General features: G+C 65.0%; 20 protein-coding genes. 8 read left to right on the top strand and 12 right to left on the bottom strand.

Going from position 1 to position 20,236, the window contains the following annotated elements; genetic code table 11:
• Positions 1-28: 28 nt before the first annotated feature.
• The 3 genes from ASG25_RS14690 to ASG25_RS14680 form a co-directional block, all read right to left on the bottom strand.
• Positions 29-1,078 (bottom strand): 5-(carboxyamino)imidazole ribonucleotide synthase, encoded by a 1,050-nt coding sequence (locus ASG25_RS14690; protein WP_062475187.1) that lies wholly within the window; start codon positions 1,076-1,078, stop codon positions 29-31.
• The gene (gene purE, locus ASG25_RS14685; RefSeq protein WP_062475797.1) at positions 1,075-1,539 is read right to left on the bottom strand and encodes a 5-(carboxyamino)imidazole ribonucleotide mutase; all 465 of its coding nucleotides are present in this window, start codon (positions 1,537-1,539) and stop codon (positions 1,075-1,077) included. Before purE ends, ASG25_RS14690 begins: the two co-directional genes overlap by 4 nt.
• A gap of 172 nt (positions 1,540-1,711) precedes the next feature.
• Entirely contained in the window at positions 1,712-1,915 is a 204-nt protein-coding gene (locus ASG25_RS14680) for a YdcH family protein (RefSeq protein ID WP_062475794.1), read from the bottom strand.
• Positions 1,916-2,213: 298 nt separating this feature from the next.
• Between ASG25_RS14680 and ASG25_RS22330 the strand changes: the two genes are divergently transcribed.
• Positions 2,214-2,387 (top strand): DUF465 domain-containing protein, encoded by a 174-nt coding sequence (locus tag ASG25_RS22330; protein WP_082475624.1) that lies wholly within the window; start codon positions 2,214-2,216, stop codon positions 2,385-2,387.
• 884 nt (positions 2,388-3,271) lie between these two features.
• Here ASG25_RS22330 and ASG25_RS14675 read toward each other — a convergent pair.
• Positions 3,272-3,532: a metalloregulator ArsR/SmtB family transcription factor gene (locus ASG25_RS14675; RefSeq protein WP_062475184.1), complete on the bottom strand. Its 261-nt coding sequence runs from the start codon at positions 3,530-3,532 to the stop codon at positions 3,272-3,274.
• A gap of 250 nt (positions 3,533-3,782) precedes the next feature.
• On the opposite strand from ASG25_RS14675, the gene ASG25_RS14670 reads away from it, so the two are divergent.
• The 5 genes from ASG25_RS14670 to ASG25_RS14650 all read left to right on the top strand — a co-directional run bounded on the left by ASG25_RS14670 (position 3,783) and on the right by ASG25_RS14650 (position 9,116).
• Positions 3,783-4,436, top strand: a complete 654-nt coding sequence (locus ASG25_RS14670) for a thiamine phosphate synthase (protein ID WP_062475181.1) — start codon at positions 3,783-3,785, stop codon at positions 4,434-4,436.
• 8 nt (positions 4,437-4,444) lie between these two features.
• Positions 4,445-5,680 (top strand): tetratricopeptide repeat protein, encoded by a 1,236-nt coding sequence (locus tag ASG25_RS14665; protein WP_082480198.1) that lies wholly within the window; start codon positions 4,445-4,447, stop codon positions 5,678-5,680.
• Positions 5,681-5,929: 249 nt separating this feature from the next.
• Positions 5,930-6,730, top strand: coding sequence for an inositol monophosphatase family protein (locus ASG25_RS14660; RefSeq protein WP_062475168.1), 801 nt, complete (start codon positions 5,930-5,932; stop codon positions 6,728-6,730).
• Between the two features lie 276 nt (positions 6,731-7,006).
• Positions 7,007-8,083: a MotA/TolQ/ExbB proton channel family protein gene (locus ASG25_RS14655; protein WP_062475165.1), complete on the top strand. Its 1,077-nt coding sequence runs from the start codon at positions 7,007-7,009 to the stop codon at positions 8,081-8,083.
• Position 8,084: 1 nt separating this feature from the next.
• Positions 8,085-9,116, top strand: coding sequence for a peptidoglycan -binding protein (locus ASG25_RS14650; protein WP_062475162.1), 1,032 nt, complete (start codon positions 8,085-8,087; stop codon positions 9,114-9,116).
• Positions 9,117-9,439: 323 nt separating this feature from the next.
• Here the strand turns inward: ASG25_RS14650 and ASG25_RS14645 are convergent, their stop codons facing one another.
• Positions 9,440-10,423 (bottom strand): tripartite tricarboxylate transporter substrate binding protein, encoded by a 984-nt coding sequence (locus ASG25_RS14645; RefSeq protein WP_062475159.1) that lies wholly within the window; start codon positions 10,421-10,423, stop codon positions 9,440-9,442.
• A 198-nt stretch (positions 10,424-10,621) separates the two neighbouring features.
• On the bottom strand, positions 10,622-12,418 hold the full coding sequence (locus ASG25_RS14640; protein ID WP_082480254.1) for an ABC transporter transmembrane domain-containing protein: 1,797 nt from the start codon (positions 12,416-12,418) through the stop codon (positions 10,622-10,624).
• Between the two features lie 236 nt (positions 12,419-12,654).
• On the opposite strand from ASG25_RS14640, the gene rpmE reads away from it, so the two are divergent.
• Positions 12,655-12,876, top strand: a complete 222-nt coding sequence (gene rpmE / locus ASG25_RS14635; RefSeq protein ID WP_018327882.1) for a 50S ribosomal protein L31 — start codon at positions 12,655-12,657, stop codon at positions 12,874-12,876.
• Between the two features lie 360 nt (positions 12,877-13,236).
• Here rpmE and ASG25_RS14630 read toward each other — a convergent pair whose 3' ends face one another.
• The gene (locus ASG25_RS14630) at positions 13,237-13,755 is read right to left on the bottom strand and encodes a DUF1465 family protein (RefSeq protein WP_062475155.1); all 519 of its coding nucleotides are present in this window, start codon (positions 13,753-13,755) and stop codon (positions 13,237-13,239) included.
• 430 nt (positions 13,756-14,185) lie between these two features.
• A complete protein-coding gene (locus ASG25_RS14625; RefSeq protein WP_062475152.1) occupies positions 14,186-15,508 on the bottom strand; it encodes an MFS transporter in 1,323 nt (440 codons plus the stop codon).
• 221 nt (positions 15,509-15,729) lie between these two features.
• Between ASG25_RS14625 and ASG25_RS23155 the strand changes: the two genes are divergently transcribed.
• Entirely contained in the window at positions 15,730-15,885 is a 156-nt protein-coding gene (locus ASG25_RS23155) for a hypothetical protein (protein ID WP_156379863.1), read from the top strand.
• An 18-nt stretch (positions 15,886-15,903) separates the two neighbouring features.
• Here the strand turns inward: ASG25_RS23155 and ASG25_RS14620 are convergent, their stop codons facing one another.
• The 4 genes from ASG25_RS14620 to ASG25_RS14605 form a co-directional block, all read right to left on the bottom strand.
• Positions 15,904-16,824, bottom strand: a complete 921-nt coding sequence (locus ASG25_RS14620; RefSeq protein ID WP_062475149.1) for a PhzF family phenazine biosynthesis protein — start codon at positions 16,822-16,824, stop codon at positions 15,904-15,906.
• 207 nt (positions 16,825-17,031) lie between these two features.
• A complete protein-coding gene (locus ASG25_RS14615) occupies positions 17,032-18,057 on the bottom strand; it encodes a class I fructose-bisphosphate aldolase (RefSeq protein WP_062475146.1) in 1,026 nt (341 codons plus the stop codon).
• Positions 18,058-18,270: 213 nt separating this feature from the next.
• Positions 18,271-19,470 carry a phosphoglycerate kinase gene (locus ASG25_RS14610; protein ID WP_062475143.1) on the bottom strand — a complete coding sequence of 400 codons (1,200 nt, stop codon included), beginning with the start codon at positions 19,468-19,470 and terminating at the stop codon, positions 18,271-18,273.
• 28 nt (positions 19,471-19,498) lie between these two features.
• Positions 19,499-20,071: a putative glycolipid-binding domain-containing protein gene (locus tag ASG25_RS14605; protein WP_062475782.1), complete on the bottom strand. Its 573-nt coding sequence runs from the start codon at positions 20,069-20,071 to the stop codon at positions 19,499-19,501.
• Positions 20,072-20,236 lie beyond the last annotated feature (165 nt).

The raw sequence follows: 20,236 nt of genomic DNA, 5'->3' as shown, positions 1-20,236 counted from the left end.
AGGCGGCTCGGGGCATCCGGCAACACCCTCAGGTAAGCGTCGTGATGTGCCCCATCTTCCGGCCCGGCCGCGCCTCCGCCTTGCCATAGAGATGCACCAGCGTGCGCGGCGTCTGCAGCCAGCGCGCCAGGTCGTCGACATCGTCCCCGATGAGATTCTGCATGACCGCATCCGAATGGCGGGCGCTGTCGCCAAGCGGCAGGCCGCAAACGGCGCGGATATGCTGCTCGAATTGCGAGACGACGCAGGCGGCCTCCGTCCAGTGGCCGGAATTGTGGACACGCGGGGCGATCTCGTTGACCGCCAGCCCGCCATCGGGCCGCACGAAGAACTCGACCCCGATCACGCCGACATAGTCGAGCGTCTCCAGAATCGCCCGGGCCGCGGCGATGGCGGCCTCGGTGGCAGGCTTGTCGATCGTCGCGGGAACGGTGGAGGTGTGAAGAATGCCGTCGCGGTGGACGTTTTCGGCCGGATCGAAGGCGGCAAACGTGCCGTCGGTTCCACGGGCGGCGAGAATGGAGATCTCGCGGTCGAAGGCGATGAAGCTTTCGAGAATGAGCGGCACGCCACCGAGGCTGTCATAGACCGCCGCGATGTCGTCGCTGCCATCGCGAAACACATGCTGCCCCTTGCCGTCATAGCCGAGGCGGCGGGTTTTCAGGACGCCTTTGCCGCCAAAATCGGCGAGGGCCGCCGTCAGGTCGGCGGCGCTGTCGATGGCGTGGAAGCGGGCCGTCTCCAGGCCGCAGGCGTTGAGAAAACGCTTTTCGGTGACCCGATCCTGCGACACCTCAAGGGCTTTCGGCGGGGGATAGACCGGGAGGCTGCGCGCAAGACGCGCCGCGCTTCCCACGGGCACGTTCTCGAATTCGTAGGTGACGACGTCGCACGCGTCCGCCAGGGCGTCGAGGGCCGCTTCATCGTCGTAAGGCGCCGCGATCTGTCGGTTGGCGACCTGCGCCGCCGGACAATCGACCTGCGGCTCGAGAATGACGGTGCGCACATTGAGACGCGCGGCCGCCATGGCGAGCATCCGGCCGAGCTGCCCGCCTCCGATGATGCCAAGCGTGATCATGCGGGATCGACCGGAAATTCGGCGACGGCGGCGCTCTGCTCCGCGCGCCAGATGTCCAGCCTGTCGGCGAGATCCGGATCGGACAAAGCGAGCACGGCGGCCGCAAGCAGCGCGGCGTTGATGGCGCCGGCCCGGCCGATGGCCAGCGTGCCCACGGGAATGCCGGCCGGCATCTGCACGATCGAGAGCAGGCTGTCCTGCCCGGACATGGTTTTCGACTGCACCGGCACGCCGAAGACGGGCAGGGCCGTCATGGCGGCGGTCATGCCGGGAAGATGCGCGGCACCGCCGGCGCCGGCGATGATGACCTTGAAGCCTTCCTCGCGCGCGGTGGTGGCGAAGGTCACCAGCCGGTCCGGCGTGCGATGGGCCGAGATGATGCGGGCTTCATAGGGAATATCGAGCGACTCAAGCATGTCGGCCGCATTCTTCATGGTCTCCCAGTCGGACTGGCTGCCCATGATGATGGCGACGGGGGGCGGGCCGGGGTTCGTCACGTCTCGCACTCCTTGATGAGGATCGGGAAGAGGTTCGGGGTTAAGGTTCGAAGAAGAGGTTTGCACCGGCCTCCTTCGACGCCTGCGCTCGAGAATGGGTTCCGTCGGTCGTGGCCTGCCCCGGCATCAGGCCGCGTCAGGCGATGATGTCGGGGATGATCACATCCTCGATTTTCGTGATCTTGTCCTTGATGGCCAGCTTTTTCTTCTTCATGCGCTGAATGCGCAGCGCATCGCAGCCGGTCTGGATCATGGCGTTGATGGCGACATCATAATCCTCGTGCTCCTGCCGCAGACGCGCAACGCTCAGTCTGAGTTCGGCCTGGTCCTGATCGGGCATGAGGATTTCCCTGTCGGCATCCGGCGGCAGAACTGTCGTCGGGTAAGAAAAGAGGTGCGTGGCCGCACGGTCGGAGCGCGCCGGTTCGGACCCTCGCGACAAGGCCGGAACCTTCCGGCCCGGTGCGCGATTCATCCAAGACGCGATCCTCTAGCATAGATCGATCGTTCACGGGAAGTTATCCGTTTCTGCGAATTCGCCTTCGACAAATCGGGCAACGCATGGCACACTTCCCGGGTTAGAACCTGAACATCCGGCGCCTGGCGACCGGATGCAAGCACAAGGAAGGGACTGCCACATGAACATTGAGGCTCATCTTGCAACGCTTGAGAAAAAACACGGTGTTCTCGAAGAAGAACTGCATTCTGCTCTGACAAGACCGTCGGTCGAGGACGAGTATATTGCCACGCTCAAGCGTCGGAAGTTGCGTTTGAAGGACGAAATCGCCAAGATCCGTTCGACAACTCATTGATGAGGTAAAGCATCCCCTCCAGGGACATCTGTCCGGGAGACCTTCCAGGGACATGTCCAAAGGGACATCTGCATCACAACGGAGCCGCGCCGAGACTGACGGCACAGGTTCCCTGCTTTAAAAGCCAGACGCCCCGCAGACCGGCCGACGCCCTCTGCGGGGCGTCGGTTTTTTCAGGATACGTTTGGCCGCACCGGGTCGGTCTGCGGCTTTTCTTTCCGCGCGGCGCGTCAATCCGTCTGGAACAAGGCCGAATGCAGTGCCCCCGACGCGGCCGTCCCGTGGCCGCCGCGAGCCATCCCTCAAAGCGCACGGTTCACGCATGTCGCCCGAAAGTGTGCGGCGGTTTCAGGAAACGACGTGCATCGAACAAGACCTTAAAGCGCGCTGCATGAGCCCTTTTTCACGCAACGCGCTTTAGCGCCGGCCGCAAGACCCGCGCATCTTTAGGTCATCGGCTTTCAAAAGGGCCCTGGCGTCGGTCCCGAATCACGCGCGGTCGAATCACGCGCTCTCGGCTTGCTGATCCGCGCATCGCGACAGAGCAGGACACTGCGGCGCCAGCATCGACCGCCGGTCGCCATTGCTGCCCGCCCGCCGGAGGAGAAGTCGCGCAGCATCGTCGAATGGCCGCGTGGCATGACAACCGCGCCTGTGCCGGCCACCGCCGAAGGTCATCCTTCGCTTACAAAGGCGTCATGTTCCGGCAGGACATGATGTTCCGGCAGGACATGATGTTCCGGCAGGACATAAGGCCCTGCCGACTGCCGTGCGCGCTGAATGGGCCCCGCGTGAGGGCTTTTGCCTTCTGCTCGGTTATCTCCAGGCGCAAGCCGAACCCCCTGGCCGGCTTATGCGCTGATAACCGCGTTCGACAGCGGCATCTAGGCCCAGAACTGGTCCAGCCAGAGATTGACGGCGTCGAACCCCGGCTTGTTGATCTGGTAGATGCGTTTCGTCCCGTTGGGCGAGACCGAAACGAGGTTGGAATCAAGCAGAGCCTTAAGGTGCTGCGAAACCGCCGGGCGACTAATTGGTAAGCCCTCGGCAAGTTCGTTGACGGTCTTCGGCGCACGCCGAAGCTCCTCCAACAGGTAGCGACGATTCGGATCTGCGATGGCACTGAAGGGCGACAGGTTTGACATATTAGAAGGTTATTATAAATGCACATTGTCTTCAAGTGATTTGTGCATTGCCGTAACGTATTTTTCGTACATTTCTAATATTCGCGTGACGCGAGCGTGATGGCGGGCCCTCTCTTAAAGGTAGAGTCTTCGGCCCCATCGCATCCGGCACGGTTGATCCCCAGGGCGCGAGCGGGTATCGCTCAACGCACAGACAACACGCAGACCCCGCACAGATGCACGTCCCTTGCGACCTGCCGGAGCACCCTTCATGAGCCTGACCGACAACCGCTGCCGCCTCGTCCTCATCGTCCCGGAGATCGCAGATCCCGCGGAGCGCGCCCGCATCGTCGGCGACGCCCTGAAGGGCGGCGACGTCGCCTCCGTCATCCTGCCGCAATATGATCTGGACGACCAGACGTTCCAGAAACATGCCGAAGTCCTGGTGCCGATCATCCAGGAGGCCGGCGCCGCGGCGCTCGTTTCGGGCGATACCCGGGTGGCCGGCCGTGCCCGTGCCGACGGGTTGCATGTCGAGAACAACGCCGAGGCCATGCGCGAGGCGATGGAAAAGTTTTCGCCGAAGCTCATCGTGGGCGGCGGCAATGCAGCCGACCGGCATCATGCGCTGGAGATCGGCGAGGCGAAGCCGGACTATATCTTCTTCGGCAAGCTGAACGGCGACATCAAGCCCGAGGCGCACAGCAAGAACATTGCTCTCGGGGAATGGTGGTCTTCGATGATCGAGATCCCCTGCATCGTCATGGGCGGCGCCGATCCGGCCTCCGCGCTGGTGGTGGCGGAAAGCGGTGCCGAATTCGTGGCCCTGCATCGCGCCGTTTTCGAGGTGCCCGAGCGCGCCGCCGCCGTCATTGCCGAGGTGAATGCGCTGCTGGACGAAAAAGCGCCACGGTTTGGCGCTTAAGACCCGTCATGCTCGATCGTTCGCCCCGTTTCTGCCTCTTGTCCGTCGCCCTGCTCTCGGCAGGTCTCGCCGGTCTGCCCGCGCGTGCGCAGGACGCTCTTCCCGGCGTCGATCCCGATAGGGTCACCATTGCGCCGGCGGAAGCCCCGACGGAGCCCGGTGCGGTGGACCCGGATCCGGCAGACCCGATGGGCGCAGCGAACGAGCCGGGCAGGACCGCAAAGCGTGGCCGCATCACGCCGTTCAACGGTGCGGCTCTTCCGGACAACGAGATACCGGCGCTGCGGCCGCCGGGCGGGGACGTCAAGCCTGCCGACGGAAAGATCGCGCCGTCGGGCGGGGTCAACGTGCTGGAACGCATGGGCGTGGCGCTTCCCGCCCTGCCGGCCGAAAAGCCGTTCGAGGGCAAGGCCGACGATGCCTATGGCGCGTTCCAGCGCGGCTATTATCTCACGGCCATGGAGCTCGCCTTGCCGCGGGCGCAGCTGGGCGACGCTGCGGCGCAGACGCTGGTGGCGGAAATCTTTTCGCAGGGGCTCGGCGTTCCCCGCAAACCCAAGGATGCCGCCTTTTGGTACGGGCAAGCCGCCGCCTCCGGCGATCCCACGGCCATGTTCAAATACGCCATCCTTCTGATGGAGGGGCGGGACGTGCCGCGCGACAAGGCGCGCTCCGAGGAGCTGATGAAGAAGGCGGCCGAGCGAGGCAACCCGTCCGCCCAGTTCAACTACGCCCAGCTGCTCGTGGCCGATCAGCCGGGGCAGGCCGGATTGAAGGCCGCCTTGCCGTTCTATGAGAAATCCGCCCAGCAGGGGATCGCGGACGCGCAATATGCGCTGTCCCAGATCTATCTGAACGTCGACGGCATTCCCGACGACAAGCGGGAGCGGGCACGCGAATGGCTGCTGCGCGCGGCTGCGGCCGGGGTCGATACGGCCCAGCTCGATGCCGGCATCTGGCTGGTGGACGGCATCGGCGGCGGCCGGGATCTCGAAAAGGGGTTTGGCTGGATGTTGCGCGCGGCCAATGCCGGCAACGTCGTCGCACAGAACAAGCTCGCCCATCTCTATATCAATGCCATCGGCACCCGGCCCAATCCGGTGGAAGCCGCCAAATGGTACGTCCTGTCGCGCCGCGCCGGCCTGAAGGATGACGACCTCGAGGATTTCTATCTCGGGATCGGCGAGGACCAGCAAAAGGCGGCGCGCGAGGCGGCGAACCGGTTCCGCGCCGCGCGCGGCTGATCCGCGCGCATTTCAGGCGTGTCGTTCGCCCGGCATCGGTCATCGCGATGGCCCGTTCCTGCGCGGGGACTTGAAATCCACGGGGATCTATGGTCTTGAGACGCCGCCCGGTGGATCGTCAGGACGATCCGCCGCTTTGTCGGCTTGATCCCGGTCTGCTCTTACCAGCGCCGTCGTCGCCGACCGTTCTGTGACAGCCCCGCGATCTGCCGGTCCTCGTTCCGGCGCCTTTTTCAGAGGAAGCCCGAAATGGCCCGTTCCGCCCTTCTCAACGTCATGGTCCAGGCCGCCTTCAAGGCCGGCAAGTCGTTGTCTCGCGATTTCGGCGAGGTGCAGAACCTGCAGGTTTCGATGAAGGGGCCGGGCGACTACGTCTCGCAGGCCGATCGCAAGGCTGAAAAGATCGTCCGCGAAGAGCTGATGAAGGCCCGCCCGACCTATGGCTATCTCGGCGAGGACGGCGACGAGGTCGAGGGGACCGACGGCGCGCATCGCTGGATCGTCGATACGCTCGACGGCGCCGCCAACTTCCTGCACGGCATTCCGCATTTCTCCATCACCATTGCGCTCGAACGTCAGGGCGAAATCGTCACGGCCGTGATCCTCAATCCGGCGACCGACGAGCTCTACACCGCCGAGCGTGGTGGCGGGGCGTTTCTCAATGACCGCCGCCTGCGTGTGGCGGCGCGTCGCAGCCTTGCGGATGCGGTCATCTCCACCGGCACGCCCTTTCTCGGTCGCGGGCATCACGGCAACTACCTCATCGAGCTGCGCCATGTGATGGGCGAGGTCGCCGGCGTCCGCAGCCTCGGCGCGCCGTCTTTGGCGCTCGCCTATGTGGCGGCGGGCCGGTTCGACGGCTATTGGGAGCGCGGGCTGATGCCATGGGATATGGCGGCGGGCATGCTGATGGTGCGGGAAGCCGGCGGCTGGATCGCCGACATCGACGGCGGCAACAAGCCGATGGAAGACGGCTCGATCGTCGCCGGCAACGAATATATCCGGAAGGCGCTGCACGAGGTTCTGCATCGCCCGATGCCGGGCAAGTAGCAATCGCCCGATGCCAGGCAAGTAGCAATCGCCCCTTGCCGGGCAGGTCGAAATCGCCCGATGCCGTGTCAACAGAGGCGGCAAGGCGGCGGATGCGGACGCTCCGGTCCCGCCTTGATTGCCCTTTTGGGCGGCCCGCACGCAGGGTCGAGGACGCGCAGGAATATGCGGGGTGAACCGTTCCGGTTTTCCGCTTTATGCAGTAGGGTCTGCGCCATATGGCCGGACCCGGCCGATAGATGACCGGGCGGCCGGCTGGGAATCGAGAGAAGCGGCATGGCGAAACTGACATTGTCTGGCTGGGATGCGGAGCAGGGCGAGGACTACAATCCGAACAAGCTGACGAGCCCCATGGTGTTCTTCTGGACCATGGTGATCTTCCTGATCATCGTCGGCTTCGTCGGCGCCATCCTGTTCCGGCAGGCCCAGACGGCCTTTCTCAGCAATCCGGGGCTCAACGGGCTCATCCTCAGCGTTCTGCTGATCGGCATTCTCCTCGTCTTCACCCATGTCCTTGCGCTGCGCCCGGAGGTTCGCTGGTTCAACAGCTTCCGCGCCGCGGGCAGCGCCGACAAGGTCGGCCGCGATCCGGTGCTGCTCGCGCCGATGCGGGCGCTGATCGGCAAGCGCCACTCGATGGCGATTTCCACCGCCGCGCTCCGGTCGATCCTCGACAGCATCGCGACCCGGCTGGACGAATCACGCGACACGTCGCGCTATCTCATCGGGCTTCTCGTTTTCCTTGGCCTGCTCGGCACCTTCTGGGGCCTGCTCGGCACCATCGGTTCGATCAACACCGTCATCCAGTCGCTGGATGCGGGCAGCGGCAGCACGAACGATGTCCTTTCGGCCCTGAAGACCGGTCTTTCCGCACCCTTGACCGGCATGGGCACTGCCTTCTCCACCTCGCTGTTCGGCCTTTCGAGTTCGCTGGTGCTCGGCTTTCTCGATCTGCAGGCCGGGCGGGCGCAGAGCCGTTTCTATACCGAGCTCGAAAACTGGCTCTCGTCCGTCACCGACGTCAGTTCTGATGTGAACGTGCGCTCGGATGGCGCCGGCAGCCGCTCCGAAGACCTGCGACATCTGGCCGAGGAACTGAGCCGCATGGCGCAGGAAGGCGGCACCGGGCAGCGCACGACCGCCGCCATGGCGAGCCTTGCAGAGGGCATACAGGGTCTGGTGAAAAACATGCGCGGCGAGCAGCAGATGCTGCGGGACTGGATCGAGGCCCAGCAGGAAGAAGCGCGCTCCATGCGCCGCACGCTGGACAAGCTGGCCGCGCGCCTGTCTGAGAACGACAGGAAGACCCTGCCGACGCCGCGCCGGGCCAGCGAAGAGACAGGACAGGATTGAGATGGCGCTCGGACGCAGGGGTCGCCACCAGCGCACCGTGGATTACTGGCCGGGCTTCGTCGATGCTTTGTCGACGCTGCTGCTGGCCATCATGTTCCTGCTCTCGGTCTTCGTTCTCGCCCAGTTCCTGCTCAGCCGCGAAATCAGCGGCAAGGACGAGGTGCTGACGCGGCTGAACAGCCAGATCAACGAATTGACCCAGCTTCTAGCCCTGGAAAAGAGCGGAAAGCAGGATCTGGAGGATTCGCTCGCCAACCTGCAGGCCTCCCTCGCAACATCGGAAGGCGAACGTTCGCGGCTGCAGTCCCTGCTCGATCAGGGCAGCGGCAGTTCCGCGGATGCCGACCAGCGCATTGGCGATCTGACCGGACGGCTGGAGGCCGAACAGCAGGCGAGCGGTCGGGCCATGAGCCAGATCGATCTCCTCAACCAGCAGATCGCCGCCTTGCGCAACCAGATCGCGGCGATCGAAAGCGCGCTGCAGGCCTCCGAGGCCCGCGATGCGACCTCCCAGACGAAGATCGCGGATCTCGGCCGGCGTCTCAACGTGGCGCTCGCACAGCGCGTCCAGGAGCTCAACCGGTACCGGTCCGATTTCTTCGGGCGGCTTCGCGAAATTCTGTCGGACCGCGAAAACATTCGCATCGTCGGCGACCGCTTCGTCTTTCAGTCGGAGGTGCTGTTCCCCTCCGGCGGCAACGAGCTCAATCCCGCGGGGCAGGAGGAAATGGCCAAGCTGGCCATGGCGCTGCTCGACCTCGCCAAGGAAATTCCCGCCGAGATCGACTGGGTGCTGCGGGTCGACGGCCATACGGACAATGTGCCGCTGTCGGGTTCGGGCCGCTATGTCGACAACTGGGAGCTTTCTTCCGCCCGCGCCACCTCGGTCGTCAAGTTCCTCATCTCCAAGGGCGTGCCGCCCGGGCGGCTGGTGGCTGCCGGCTTCGGCGAGTTCCAGCCGATCGCCGAGGGCGACACCAAGGAAGCCCGCGACCAGAACCGTCGCATCGAGCTGAAGCTCACCGAGAAATAGGGCCGGCGACGTGCGTTCCGACCCGGGCTTCCAGTCCCCGGGTCACGCCCCGAGCTCACGCCATGGGCTGCGTTAAAGCGTCTTCTTCTGATGCGTGTCGTTCCCCGAAACCGCTGCACCCTTTCGGGTGACAGACACGAGAGGGCGCTGCGCAACGTTTCTCTTAATGGCGTTGCCGCTCTCTTGGTATGAGGGGAGAAGGGGACAGGGCTGCTCGGCCGGTTCCCATGAGACCGGGGTCGTGCCTCCGGCGCATCTCCTCAAAGAGGGGGCATCCGGTGGTGACGACCGGGCGAGGGGGCCCCGCCCGGCTTGAGGATGTCTCAGTCCAGCGTCACGTTCGCGTCCTTCACGACCGGCGTCCATTTCTCGATCTCGGCTTTCACGTGGGCCTTCAGCTCGTCCGGCGTCGAGGCGACGATGGTGGCGCTGAAGTCCTTCATCCGGGCGACGACGGCGGGGTCTGCCATGGCCTTCTTTGCGGCTGCGTTCAGGCGGTCGATCACGGGCGCAGGCGTGCCGGCGGGTGCAAACAGCGCATTCCAGGTGTAGGTTTCGTATCCCGGCACGGTTTCGGCGATCGTCGGCAAGTCCGGGAAGGAGGCCGCGCGTTCGGCGGTCGTCACGCCCAGCGCCCGTAGCGTGCCGGCCTTGATGTGGCCGGAAGACGAGGGAAGGTTGTCGAACATGATCGGCACCTGATTGCCGATGACGTCGTTCAGCGCCGGCCCGGATCCCTTGTAGGGGATGTGCTGCATGCTGACGCCGGTCATTTTCTTGAAGAGTTCGCCTGAGAGATGCAGCGGCGTGCCGTTGCCGGACGAGGCATAGGCGTATTTGTCCGGATCGGCCTTCAGAAGCGCGATCAGTTCCGCCACCGTCTTGGCCGGCAGCTCCGGATTGACGACGAGCACGTTCGGCACCAGCACGAGAAGCGAAACAGGCGCAAAATCCGTCTCCGGGTCGTAGGGCTTCGTCTTGAGGATCAGCGGGTTCAGTGCGTGCGTCGCAACCGTGCCCATCAGGATCGTGTAGCCGTCAGCCTCGGCGCGGGCGACATTGGTCGCACCGAGATTGCCGCCGGCGCCCGCGACGTTCTGGACGATGACCTGCTGGCCGAGATCGTCCGACATCTTCTGCGCGACGATGCGGGCCACGACGTCCGTCGAACCGCCGGCTGCGAAGGGCACGACCATGGTGACGACGCGCTCGGGAAATGTCTGCGCCCGCGCGGCATGGGCGCCGACCGTCAGTGCCAGCGCCAAGGCCGGCAGCGTTCCAGCCAAAAAGGATTTGAAGACAGACATCGCGTTCCTCCCGTTACTGTCTGAGATGCGACCCGCGCAACCTCCGCAGCGCCGGCCGAAACGGGAGAGTGACATTCGGGACGCGCGACAGACAATCGCAGGCGCGATCGTGGACGTGGCTTTTACGGTGTCATCGCGCTGTGTTGGGTGATCTTCCACCCGTCCGCAGGGGATATGGGTGGAAAACTGCCCAAGACCTTAGAGGCTGGCGACGTTCAGCGCCTGCGATCCGTGATCGAACTGCAGTCTTGCAAGCCGCGCATAGAGGCCGCCCTGCCGCACCAGCGAGGCATGGGTGCCGTCTTCGACGATGCGTCCCTGGTCCATCACGAGGATATGATCGGCTTTCAGCACCGTCGCCAGCCGGTGGGCGATGACGAGCGTCGTGCGGCTGCGCATCAGCCCGTCGAGCGCGGTCTGGACAAGCGTCTCGCTTTCGGCGTCCAGCGCCGAGGTGGCTTCGTCGAGCAGCAGCACCGGAGCATCCTTCAGGATGGCGCGGGCGAGGGCGATCCGCTGGCGCTGGCCGCCCGACAGGGTGATGCCGCGCTCGCCGACCGGCGTGTCGTAGGCTTCCGGCATCGCGCGGATGAACATGTCGGCCTGCGCCGCGACGGCCGCGGCTTCCACCGCCGCCCGGGTGGCGCCCGGCGTGCCGAAGGCGATGTTTTCATGGATGGTGGCGGCGAAGATGGTGACATCCTGGGGGACGATCGCCAGCCGCGCGCGCAGGTCGTGCGGTGCGAGATCGCGGATATCGACCCCATCGACGCGAATGGCGCCGCTGTCGGGATCGTAAAACCGCAGCAGGAGCGAAAACAGCGTGCTTTTGCCGGCGCCCGACGGTCCGACGATCGCCACGGTCTGGCCGGGCTCTACTTCGAAGGTCAGACCTTTGAGGCTCTTTTCCAGCGGGCGCGTTGGGTAGGCGAAGTGGATCGCGTCGAAGGTCACGCGACCCGCAGCCGGCTGCGGCAGCGCCTTGGCCTGTGCGGGCTCGGTGATCGCGGGCTGCTCCTGCAGGAGTTCGTTCAGGCGCTCTGCGGCGCCCGCAGCCTGGGACAGCTCGCCCCAGACTTCGGAAAGAGCGCCGAGGCTGCCGGCGGCAAAGACGGAATAGAGCAGGAACTGGCCAAGCGTGCCGGGCGAGATGGTGCCGGCCAGGACGTCCTGCGCGCCGAACCAGAGCACGGCAACGACGCTGCCGAAGATCATGGTGATGGCAAAGGCCGTCAGCGCCGATCGCGCGGTGATTGCGCCGCGTGCGGCCAGGTAGGCGTCCTCCACCGTGCGGCCGTAACGCGCCATGGCCGTGGCCTCGCCGTTGAAGGCCTGGACGGTGCGGATCGCGCCGATCGCCTCGCTGGCATAGGCGGACGCGCCGGCCAGCCGGTCCTGCGCGTCGCGCGAGCGGCGGCGGACATTGCGGCCGAAAGCGACGAGCGGAAAGACGATGACGGGGATCGCCATCAGCACGAGGCTGGAAAGCTTGGGGCTGGTATAGACCATCATGGCGATGGCGCCGAGACAGAGGATCATGTTGCGCAGCGCGACGGAGGCCGTGGCACCGACGGCAGACTTGATCTGCGTCGTATCCGCCGTCAGCCGCGAGACGATCTCGCCGGACTGGTTGACGTCGAAGAAGGCGGGCGACAGCCGCGTGATATGGTCGAACACCTCGCGGCGCATGTCGGCCACAACCCGCTCGCCGAGCGTGATGACGAAGAAGTACCGGCCGGCACTGGCAAGAGCGAGCACGATCGCGAGCACCATCAGCATGGCAAAATAGGTGTTGATGAAGGCGCTGTCGGACTTGGTGAAGCCGTGGTCGATCATGCGGCGCACGGCAAGCGGCAGGGTCAGCGTGGTGAGCGCGGCGGCGACGAGACAGATAGCTGCGCCGGTCACCAGGCCGCGATAGCGCTTCACATAGGGAAGCAGCGCGGTCAGCGGGCGGACATCTCGCGTGCGTCCCGCCGCCTTGTCAGTCTCGATCGCCACACTGTCCTCCCCGCGTCCAGCATCTGGACGAACGCATCACTGTCTTGCCGTCAGATCATCGAACCGGCCACATCGTCGGCCCTTGTTATCTCCGAGGCCTTCATGTATAGGCACCGCATCCAATTGAAAAGACGTTGGCCGAAACGCGGTCTGCGGCTTCATTATCGTGTTCGGTCCGGTAGCCGCAAGTGGCTGCGACAAATGGACCCGGGAACTGCAGGAAGAGTGTTATGAAGGCTGATATCCATCCCGCTTACCACATGATCAAGGTGGTCATGACCGACGGCACCGAGTACGAGACCCGCTCGACTTGGGGCTCCGAAGGCCAGACCATGAACCTCGAGATCGACCCCAAGTCGCACCCGGCCTGGACCGGCGGCAACCAGCAGCTCATGGACCGCGGCGGCCGCGTTTCCAAGTTCAAGAAGCGCTTCGAAGGCCTCGGCCTCTAAGATTCCGTTTTCGCGCCGCGGGTCTTCGCGGGCGACATGGATATGTAGCAAAAGCCCGGTTCGCCGGGCTTTTTTTCGTTTGGCGAGAGGGGTGCGGTCTGTGTGTGAGTGGGTGTGTCGGAGCGGGGTTTGCCTCGGGCTGTGCCGTTCCGCCCTTCATCCGCCTGCCGGACCTCTCCGCGCAGCCCAGGGCAGGGTCGTGCGGCACGGTGCATTCCCTTCGTCCCGCAGACGAAGGACGGTGGCGGCAGGCGGAGGAAGCGCAGCCACGGGCTCGATGCCGACCACGATCAAACCAGACCCCGGACACGAAAAAGCCCGGCATGCCGGGCTCGTTTCATATCGATATCGGGGTTGGCGTCAGTTCGCGCCGAACGCCGTCTGCAAGAGGTTCAGCTGGGCTTTTACGCCGTTCTGATTGTCGGGTACGAAACTGCCGGCTTCCTGAGGACGGTAGATTTCGCGGTCGAGAAGGGCGACGCGATTCTGCAGGCGCAGCGAACGGTCGATCAGATCGCGGAAGCCTTCGGGAAGGTCGGACCAGCCGGGCGCGGTGCGGTCGACGTTGAAGCTGTCGAGACGGACCTTGTTCTTTTCGGACAGAACCTGATCGCGGGTCATTTCGCCATTGTTGACGGCGCGCTGAAGAAGCAGCCACGAGGCCATCTGCATCAGGCGCGTCGTCAGGCGCATCGACTCGGCTGCATAGAGAACCGATGCCATGCGCGGCAGAACCTTCGAGGCTGCGCGGCCGTGGCCATCCAGGTAGCTCGCCGTTTCCTCGACCAGTCCCATGCCCTCAGCGTAGAGCGCCTTGAACTGAGCGGATGCTGCGGCATGGCCTGCAAAACTGACGGTGTTCAATCCGCGTTCGGACATGGTTCATTCCCTGGTTGGACGCTTGGCTCGGTCAGGTAACGGGCGGATCGATAAAAAGTTTCTAACGCCGTTCTTCTTGAGACCAAGAATGATCCCATAGCGTAAAACGCGCAAGTCTATTCTTAAGAAAGGGTTAACATCCACAATTTGATGAATGCGCTGCGGTGACGGCAGAATTAAGGCAAAAAAAAGAGCCGCGCGAAGCGGCTCTCAAGGTAAAACAGGGAGAAAATCAGACCATTCGCCCTGGGGTGAAATGTCTGAGTCCAGAGCGAACTGGATGTCATGATGTATAAACCGAAATGCCTAACAGACGGTTAATCCGGTGTTCTTTCCGTCCTGATCCGCAACAATCGTTGCGTCGTTAAGCCTTTCTTCATCTCTGCACCCATGGCGGGGCGCGGATGGCCCGTCGACCGCGCCGGCCGCATCAGAGCGTCCGCGGCGCGTCGTCGAGGGGGTCCTGCGCAGCCTCACCCGACGTCGGCTCGGACGCGGGATCGGCAGCGGCGGCCTGGGCGGCGCGGGGCGACATCTGCAGGCTCTCCGGCGTTGCCATCAGCGGTCCGTTCGACATGGTCGCCGGGAAGGGGTCGCGTTCGGAGACCGGCACCGCGGCCCGCATGCGGCTGCGGAAGAGGGCATAGCCCGCCACGATGACGTGGGCGCAGGCGGTGATCATGAAGAGCGCATAGGGGCCCATCATCGTCATCACCGGGCCGCCGACCGTCGGACCGATGATCGTGCCGATGCCGTAGAGCAGCAAAAGGCCGCCCGAGACCTTCACGAAATCTTCCGGCGCGGCGAAGTCGTTCGCGTGGGAAACGGCAATCGGATAGAGCGCATTCGACATTGCGCCGTAGAGGCCCACCATGATCAGCAGGGACACCTTGCCGGCCGGCTCGAACAGGAAGATCAGGATCCCGGCCAGCGCGGCGACGGCGGCGATGCCGGCCAGCACGAAGCGGCGGTCCATGCGGTCGGAGAGGCGACCGGCCGGAAACTGCATGATGGCGCCGAGAAAGATCACCGTGCTGACCATCAAGGCCACATCCGCATTCGGCAGGCCCGCCTGCCGGCCGAAGACAGCGGCAAGCGTGCCGTAGGCGCCATTGGCGATGCCGATCATGAGAATGCCGAGAAACGACACCGGGGAATTGCGGTAGAGGCCCCCGAGGTCGAGACGCACCTGCTTCAGCGGTTGGGGAGACACGGCCGTCGACATCAGGGTCGGCAGCATGGCCACGCAGTAAACGATGCCGCAGACCATGAAGAGGACGGTGGTGTTGGTATCCCCGAACGGGACGAGCATCTGGCCCACGACCACGCCGAAGAGGGTGATGGCAATGTAAAGCGAGAAGATCGCGCCGCGGCTCTCATTGGTGGCGCGCTCGTTCAGCCAGCTTTCGATGATCATCGACGTGCCGGCGGTGCAGAAGCCGGTGAAGGCGCGCAGTCCAACCCACCAGATGGGATCGATATGAATGCCCGTCATCAGTGCGACGATCGCGAGAATGGCGGCGAAGATGCTGAAGGCCCGGACATGCCCCGCGCGGCGCACGATCGTCGGGGCCGTCAGGCAACCGAGCACGAAGCCGCTTGCCCAGGACGTGCCGAGCAGGCCGAGCAGCGTGGCCGAGTAGCCCTCCGTGGTGCCGCGCATCGGCAGGAGCAAGCTGTGAAGGCCGTTGCCGAGAAACAGGAAAAGCGTTCCAAGGAGAAGGGCCGCGACGGGGAGGAGGTTTCTGGTCATGAGACTCCGCTTGTTCCGGACGTGGGCGCGAACCTACTGCAGTTTTTCCGAAACCGGAATCGGTTTGCGCAGCCATTTCCTACAATGTTCGCCCCCAGTCCCGCCATGCCATCCGCGACGCGGTGCTGCGGGTTCCGTCCGTTGCGGCCTGGTGTTGCCCTGCCGGATGCGGGCGCGAAAGCGCGTCGCCTGGCTGCGCGATTTGCTCTATGGTCGCGGCGATGTCCAAAGCGCTCTCCCTCCTGCTTCTCGCCCTGATGACGGTTCAGCTGGTCAAGCCTCTGGGGTGGCCGGGTCTTCGCTATCGGCGGGATTTCTGGAAGGTCGCGGTCGCCGCCATCGGCGTGATGATGCTGACGGTGTTGATCAGGCCCTGAACGTCTCGGCCGTGCGTGTCACACGGTGAGGGCGCCGCGCATCATCTCCACGCAGTCTCCCCTGATGCGGACACTGGCCGCCCGGCAGTCCACCATGGCGACCCGCAGGTGGATCCGGCTCTCCCGGCCCATTTCCACCCCCTGCACGATCGTCAGCTCCACCGTTTCCGCACCCGGGACCATGCCGGGGGCCAGAAACGCCGCGAGAGCGGCCGAGGCGCTGCCGGTTGCCGGGTCTTCGGGAATCGTGTCGAGCGGCGCGAACATGCGCGCCCGCAGGCGCGTCGGCTCCGCGCCGCTGCGCACATAGACAAACACCGAGAGGCGTCCGTCGACCGGATCGAGCCCGGCCTCGGCAGCCGCAAAGAGGCTCATGTCCGGTCGGGCCGCGCCCAGCGTCTCGAGATCGGGCAGTTCCGCCACGAGAAAGGGCAGGGCGACGGAGAGGAACAGCGGCGCATGATGGCCGATCGCGATCGCGGAGGGGGCAAGCCCGATCATGGGACCGAGCGTCTCGACGGGCAGGCCGTCTGCGACCGTCAGCCTCTGCGGCGCCTCGATGCTGGCGCCGGTGACCGCGCCATCCGCGTCACGCTCGACGGTGACCGCGACGATGCCGGCCGTTTCCTCGAAGCGCAGGCTGTCGCCCACGGGCTTGCCGAAGACATGGCCGGCGCGGGCGAGGGCAAAGGCGGTGCCGACGTTCGGGTGGCCGGCAAAGGGCAGCTCCATCGTCGGCGTGAAGATCCGCACCTCGGCCGTGTTGTCAGCGTCCGCCGGCGGCAGCACGAAGGTGATCTCGGAATACTGGAATTCACGGGCGATCGCCTGCATCGTCTCCGCGTCGAGCCCGCGCGCATCGGCGATCACCGCCAGCGGATTGCCGCGGAAGCGTTCCCGGGTGAAGACGTCGAGGGTGATGTAGTCGATCTGCGTCATGGCGCCCACTCCGGTGATGCTGCCGGAAGAGCTACCCGGATGCCGCAGGCTTTGGAATTGCAGACTTGTGACCATGACAATATTTGCGCCGCCCTCCGACCGGCACAAAAAAACCCGGCCGCACGAGGCGGCCAGGTCTCCTTCCTCCCAGAAGGCATTTGCGGTCTCCGGACGGAAACCGGTGGGGTGTCGTCTGCCGGACGGCGGTCAGGCCGCCTTTTCCAGATCCTTCTTCCAGCCGCCGAGCGCCGCCAGGCCACACATGCGGGCCCGATGGGCAAAGGCGCGCTGGCCGGCCGCCACGTTTTCGGCCTTGCCCTGCCAGGCGTTCAACGCCTCGGTCTGCAGCGCACGGCCATAGGAGAAGGTCATGGTCCAGGGCAGGTCGAAGCCAGCGATCATGGCGGAGAGGTGTGCGGTGGCTTCCTCGGTCGTCTGGCCGCCGGACAGGAAGGCGATGCCGGGCACGGCCGAGGGGACGGTGCGCTTCAGGACGGCCACCGTGCGTTCGGCCACTTCCTCGACGCTGGCCTTGCGGGCTTTCCTGCCGTCGATCACCATGCTCGGCTTCAGGATCATGCCCTCGAGCGAGACGCGGGCGTCGGCGAGCTCGGCAAACACGATGCGCAGCGTTTCCTCGGTCACGTCGGCCGAGCGCGCGATCCCGTGGTCGCCGGGGACGCCGTCCATCAGCACTTCCGGCTCGACGATCGGCACGATTCCCGCTTCCTGGCAGAGAGCGGCGTAACGGGCGAGCGCCTGGGCATTGGCCTTCACAGCGCCGAAGGTCGGCAGCGTGTCGGAAATGGCGATGACGCCGCGCCATTTGGCGAAACGGGCGCCGGCGTCGTAATAGGTCTTCAGCCGGTCCGCGAGGCCGTCGAGGCCTTCAGTGATCGTTTCGCCCGGAAACTTCGCCATCGGCTTGGCGCCAGTGTCGACCTTGATGCCGGGAACAGCGCCGGCGGCGCGGATGATATCGACGAAGGGCGTGCCGTCGGCCGCCTTCTGAAACAGGGTTTCCTCGTAGAGGATGACGCCGGAGATGTGCGTCGACATGGCGTCGTCAGCGCGGAACAGCATCTCGCGATAATCGCGGCGCGAGGTTTCGGAGGAGGCAAGGCCGATCGTATCGAAGCGCTTGCCGATCGTTGCGGTCGATTCGTCGGCAGCCAGGAGACCCTGGCCCTTTGCCATCATCGCCGCGGCAATCTCTTCCAGTCTCTCGGTCATGATCCGTCCTCTCCGATCCGTGTTTGTGCTCTTCGGATAACAGATGAAACAGGCGATGCAAATCGACTTAAAATACCTAAAACGATTGAAAAAAATTTAATCGTTTGAAAAGTCTGCGATTTCCACAGAGTCCGTGGAGACGACGAGCGCTGATGCGCCGGAGGATCAGAGGCGTGGGGGGAACCCTCCGCGCCTCTGATTGTGCGTTAAGCCTTACTTCTGCTGATGCAGGACATCCACGCCCGGAAGCGGCTTGCCTTCCATCCATTCGAGGAACGCGCCGCCGGCCGTCGACACATAGGTCAGGTCGTCGGCAACGCCGGCATGGTTCATGGCCGAGACCGTGTCGCCGCCGCCGGCGACCGAAACCAGTGCGCCGCTCTTGGTGCGCGACGCTGCATGCCGGGCCACGGCGACCGTCGCCTTGTCGAACGGGGCGATCTCGAAGGCGCCGAGCGGGCCGTTCCAGACGAGCGTCTCCGCCTTGCTGACCCAGTCGTTGACGGCTGAGATCGACTTTGCGCCGACGTCGAGAACCATGGCGTCGGCGGGAATCGCGGCGATATCGACGACCTCGTTGGCGGCGCCGGCCTTGAACTCGCGGGCTATCACGCCATCCACCGGCAGCACGATGGCGCAGCCCGAGGTTTCCGCTTCCGCCAGAATGCTGCGCGCGGTGTCGGCAAGATCATGCTCGCAGAGCGACTTGCCGACGTCGATGCCCTGGGCAGCAAGGAAGGTATTGGCCATGCCGCCGCCGATGACCAGGGCATCGACCTTCTTCACGAGGTTGGTCAGCAGGTCGATCTTGGTGGACACCTTGGCGCCGCCGACAATGGCAACGACCGGACGCTTCGGATTGCCGAGGCCGGCCTCCAGCGCCTCGAGCTCGGCCTGCATCGTCCGGCCGGCATAAGCGGGCAGGAGATGCGCCAGGCCTTCGGTCGAGGCATGGGCGCGGTGCGCGGCGGAGAAGGCGTCGTTGACGTAGATGTCGCCGTTGGCGGCAAGCGCCTTGGTGAACTCGGCGTCGTTCTTTTCCTCGCCTTTGTGGAAACGGGTGTTTTCAAGCAGCAGGATGTCGCCGTTTCCGAGGCCGGCCACGGCGGCTGCCGCCGTCTCGCCAATGCAATCGGTTGCGAAATGGACGCGCTGGTCGATGATGTCCTCGACCGCCGCGGCGATCGGCTTCAGCGACATGTCCGCGACCGGTTCGCCCTTGGGGCGGCCGAAATGGGCGAGCAGGATGACCTTGGCGCCCTTTTCGGACAGTTCGCGGATCGTCGGAACGACGCGCTCGATGCGGGTCGCGTCCGTCACCTGTCCGTCCTTCGTCGGCACGTTCAGGTCGACGCGCACGAGCACGCGCTTGCCGGCGATGTCGGTCAGGTCGTCGAGGGTCTTGAAGGTCATAGGTCGTCTCCAGTTGCGTCTGATCGGGTCAGGTACGGATGAAAAGCGTGGGGTAATCGAGAACGAGGCCGTCCGCGTCGACCGGAAGATCGGCCGTAAAGCTGCGGTCGGCAGCCTCGTAGCGATAGAGCCGGTCCTCTGCCAGGCAGGTATAATGCTGGCCGTCGCGCAGGGGCTCGAACGTGTCGAAGGGGATGTAGAGCATGTCGAGGCTGCGGGTGCCGTCCTCGGGGCGCAGCGCGAGCCTTCGGATCGGCAGCGTGTTGGTGACGGGCGTGCCGGCGAGATCGACATCGATGCAGCCGTCGAAGGCCGGCAGGGCCTGTCCGTCGCCGTCCTGCCAGTGGCCAAGGCCATCCGAGACGAGCGAAAAGTGGATGCCGGTCGTGGTCGAAAGCGAGAGCGCCGTCGTCGTCCAGTGCGGGTCGCAGTCGATCGTGTAACGGACGCCGTACGGGGTGCCCGCACGTGCGCCGATGACGACGGAGGTGATCCGGATACCGGGCTCGGGCCCGGCGCGCGGCATCAGCGTCACATGCTCCAGGCCTTCGCCGTCAAGCGGACGCCAGCGCACGGTCGTTGGCTGCAGCGGGCGAAACATCGGGAGATCCTTGCCTTCCTCGTCGTGGCGGTCCAAGCGGGTGGCGGTGCAGGCGGGTGGCGGTGCAGGCGGCATGCGTGCCGGACCGGCGGTCATGGCGACAGGGTCATCATGCGGGGTCACGGCGAAGAGCCGTGGCGACAGGCGCGGTCACGACAAGCGCAG

Origin of the sequence: Rhizobium sp. Leaf384 (genome assembly GCF_001424065.1) — a bacterium.
Classification (GTDB): Bacteria; Pseudomonadota; Alphaproteobacteria; order Rhizobiales; family Rhizobiaceae; genus Ferranicluibacter.
This window is presented reverse-complemented; position numbering and strand designations above follow the sequence as displayed.

Bases quoted from the DNA above. Each gene is read 5' to 3' on its own strand.
- ASG25_RS14690 (WP_062475187.1), bottom strand. From the start codon at position 1,078: ATGATCACGCTTGGCATCATCGGAGGCGGGCAGCTCGGCCGGATGCTC.
- purE (WP_062475797.1), bottom strand. From the start codon at position 1,539: ATGGGCAGCCAGTCCGACTGGGAGACCATGAAGAATGCGGCCGACATG.
- ASG25_RS14680 (WP_062475794.1), bottom strand. From the start codon at position 1,915: ATGCCCGATCAGGACCAGGCCGAACTCAGACTGAGCGTTGCGCGTCTG.
- ASG25_RS22330 (WP_082475624.1), top strand. From the start codon at position 2,214: ATGAACATTGAGGCTCATCTTGCAACGCTTGAGAAAAAACACGGTGTT.
- ASG25_RS14675 (WP_062475184.1), bottom strand. From the start codon at position 3,532: ATGTCAAACCTGTCGCCCTTCAGTGCCATCGCAGATCCGAATCGTCGC.
- ASG25_RS14670 (WP_062475181.1), top strand. From the start codon at position 3,783: ATGAGCCTGACCGACAACCGCTGCCGCCTCGTCCTCATCGTCCCGGAG.
- ASG25_RS14665 (WP_082480198.1), top strand. From the start codon at position 4,445: ATGCTCGATCGTTCGCCCCGTTTCTGCCTCTTGTCCGTCGCCCTGCTC.
- ASG25_RS14660 (WP_062475168.1), top strand. From the start codon at position 5,930: ATGGCCCGTTCCGCCCTTCTCAACGTCATGGTCCAGGCCGCCTTCAAG.
- ASG25_RS14655 (WP_062475165.1), top strand. From the start codon at position 7,007: ATGGCGAAACTGACATTGTCTGGCTGGGATGCGGAGCAGGGCGAGGAC.
- ASG25_RS14650 (WP_062475162.1), top strand. From the start codon at position 8,085: ATGGCGCTCGGACGCAGGGGTCGCCACCAGCGCACCGTGGATTACTGG.
- ASG25_RS14645 (WP_062475159.1), bottom strand. From the start codon at position 10,423: ATGTCTGTCTTCAAATCCTTTTTGGCTGGAACGCTGCCGGCCTTGGCG.
- rpmE (WP_018327882.1), top strand. From the start codon at position 12,655: ATGAAGGCTGATATCCATCCCGCTTACCACATGATCAAGGTGGTCATG.
- ASG25_RS14630 (WP_062475155.1), bottom strand. From the start codon at position 13,755: ATGTCCGAACGCGGATTGAACACCGTCAGTTTTGCAGGCCATGCCGCA.
- ASG25_RS14625 (WP_062475152.1), bottom strand. From the start codon at position 15,508: ATGACCAGAAACCTCCTCCCCGTCGCGGCCCTTCTCCTTGGAACGCTT.
- ASG25_RS23155 (WP_156379863.1), top strand. From the start codon at position 15,730: ATGTCCAAAGCGCTCTCCCTCCTGCTTCTCGCCCTGATGACGGTTCAG.
- ASG25_RS14620 (WP_062475149.1), bottom strand. From the start codon at position 16,824: ATGACGCAGATCGACTACATCACCCTCGACGTCTTCACCCGGGAACGC.
- ASG25_RS14615 (WP_062475146.1), bottom strand. From the start codon at position 18,057: ATGACCGAGAGACTGGAAGAGATTGCCGCGGCGATGATGGCAAAGGGC.
- ASG25_RS14610 (WP_062475143.1), bottom strand. From the start codon at position 19,470: ATGACCTTCAAGACCCTCGACGACCTGACCGACATCGCCGGCAAGCGC.
- ASG25_RS14605 (WP_062475782.1), bottom strand. From the start codon at position 20,071: ATGTTTCGCCCGCTGCAGCCAACGACCGTGCGCTGGCGTCCGCTTGAC.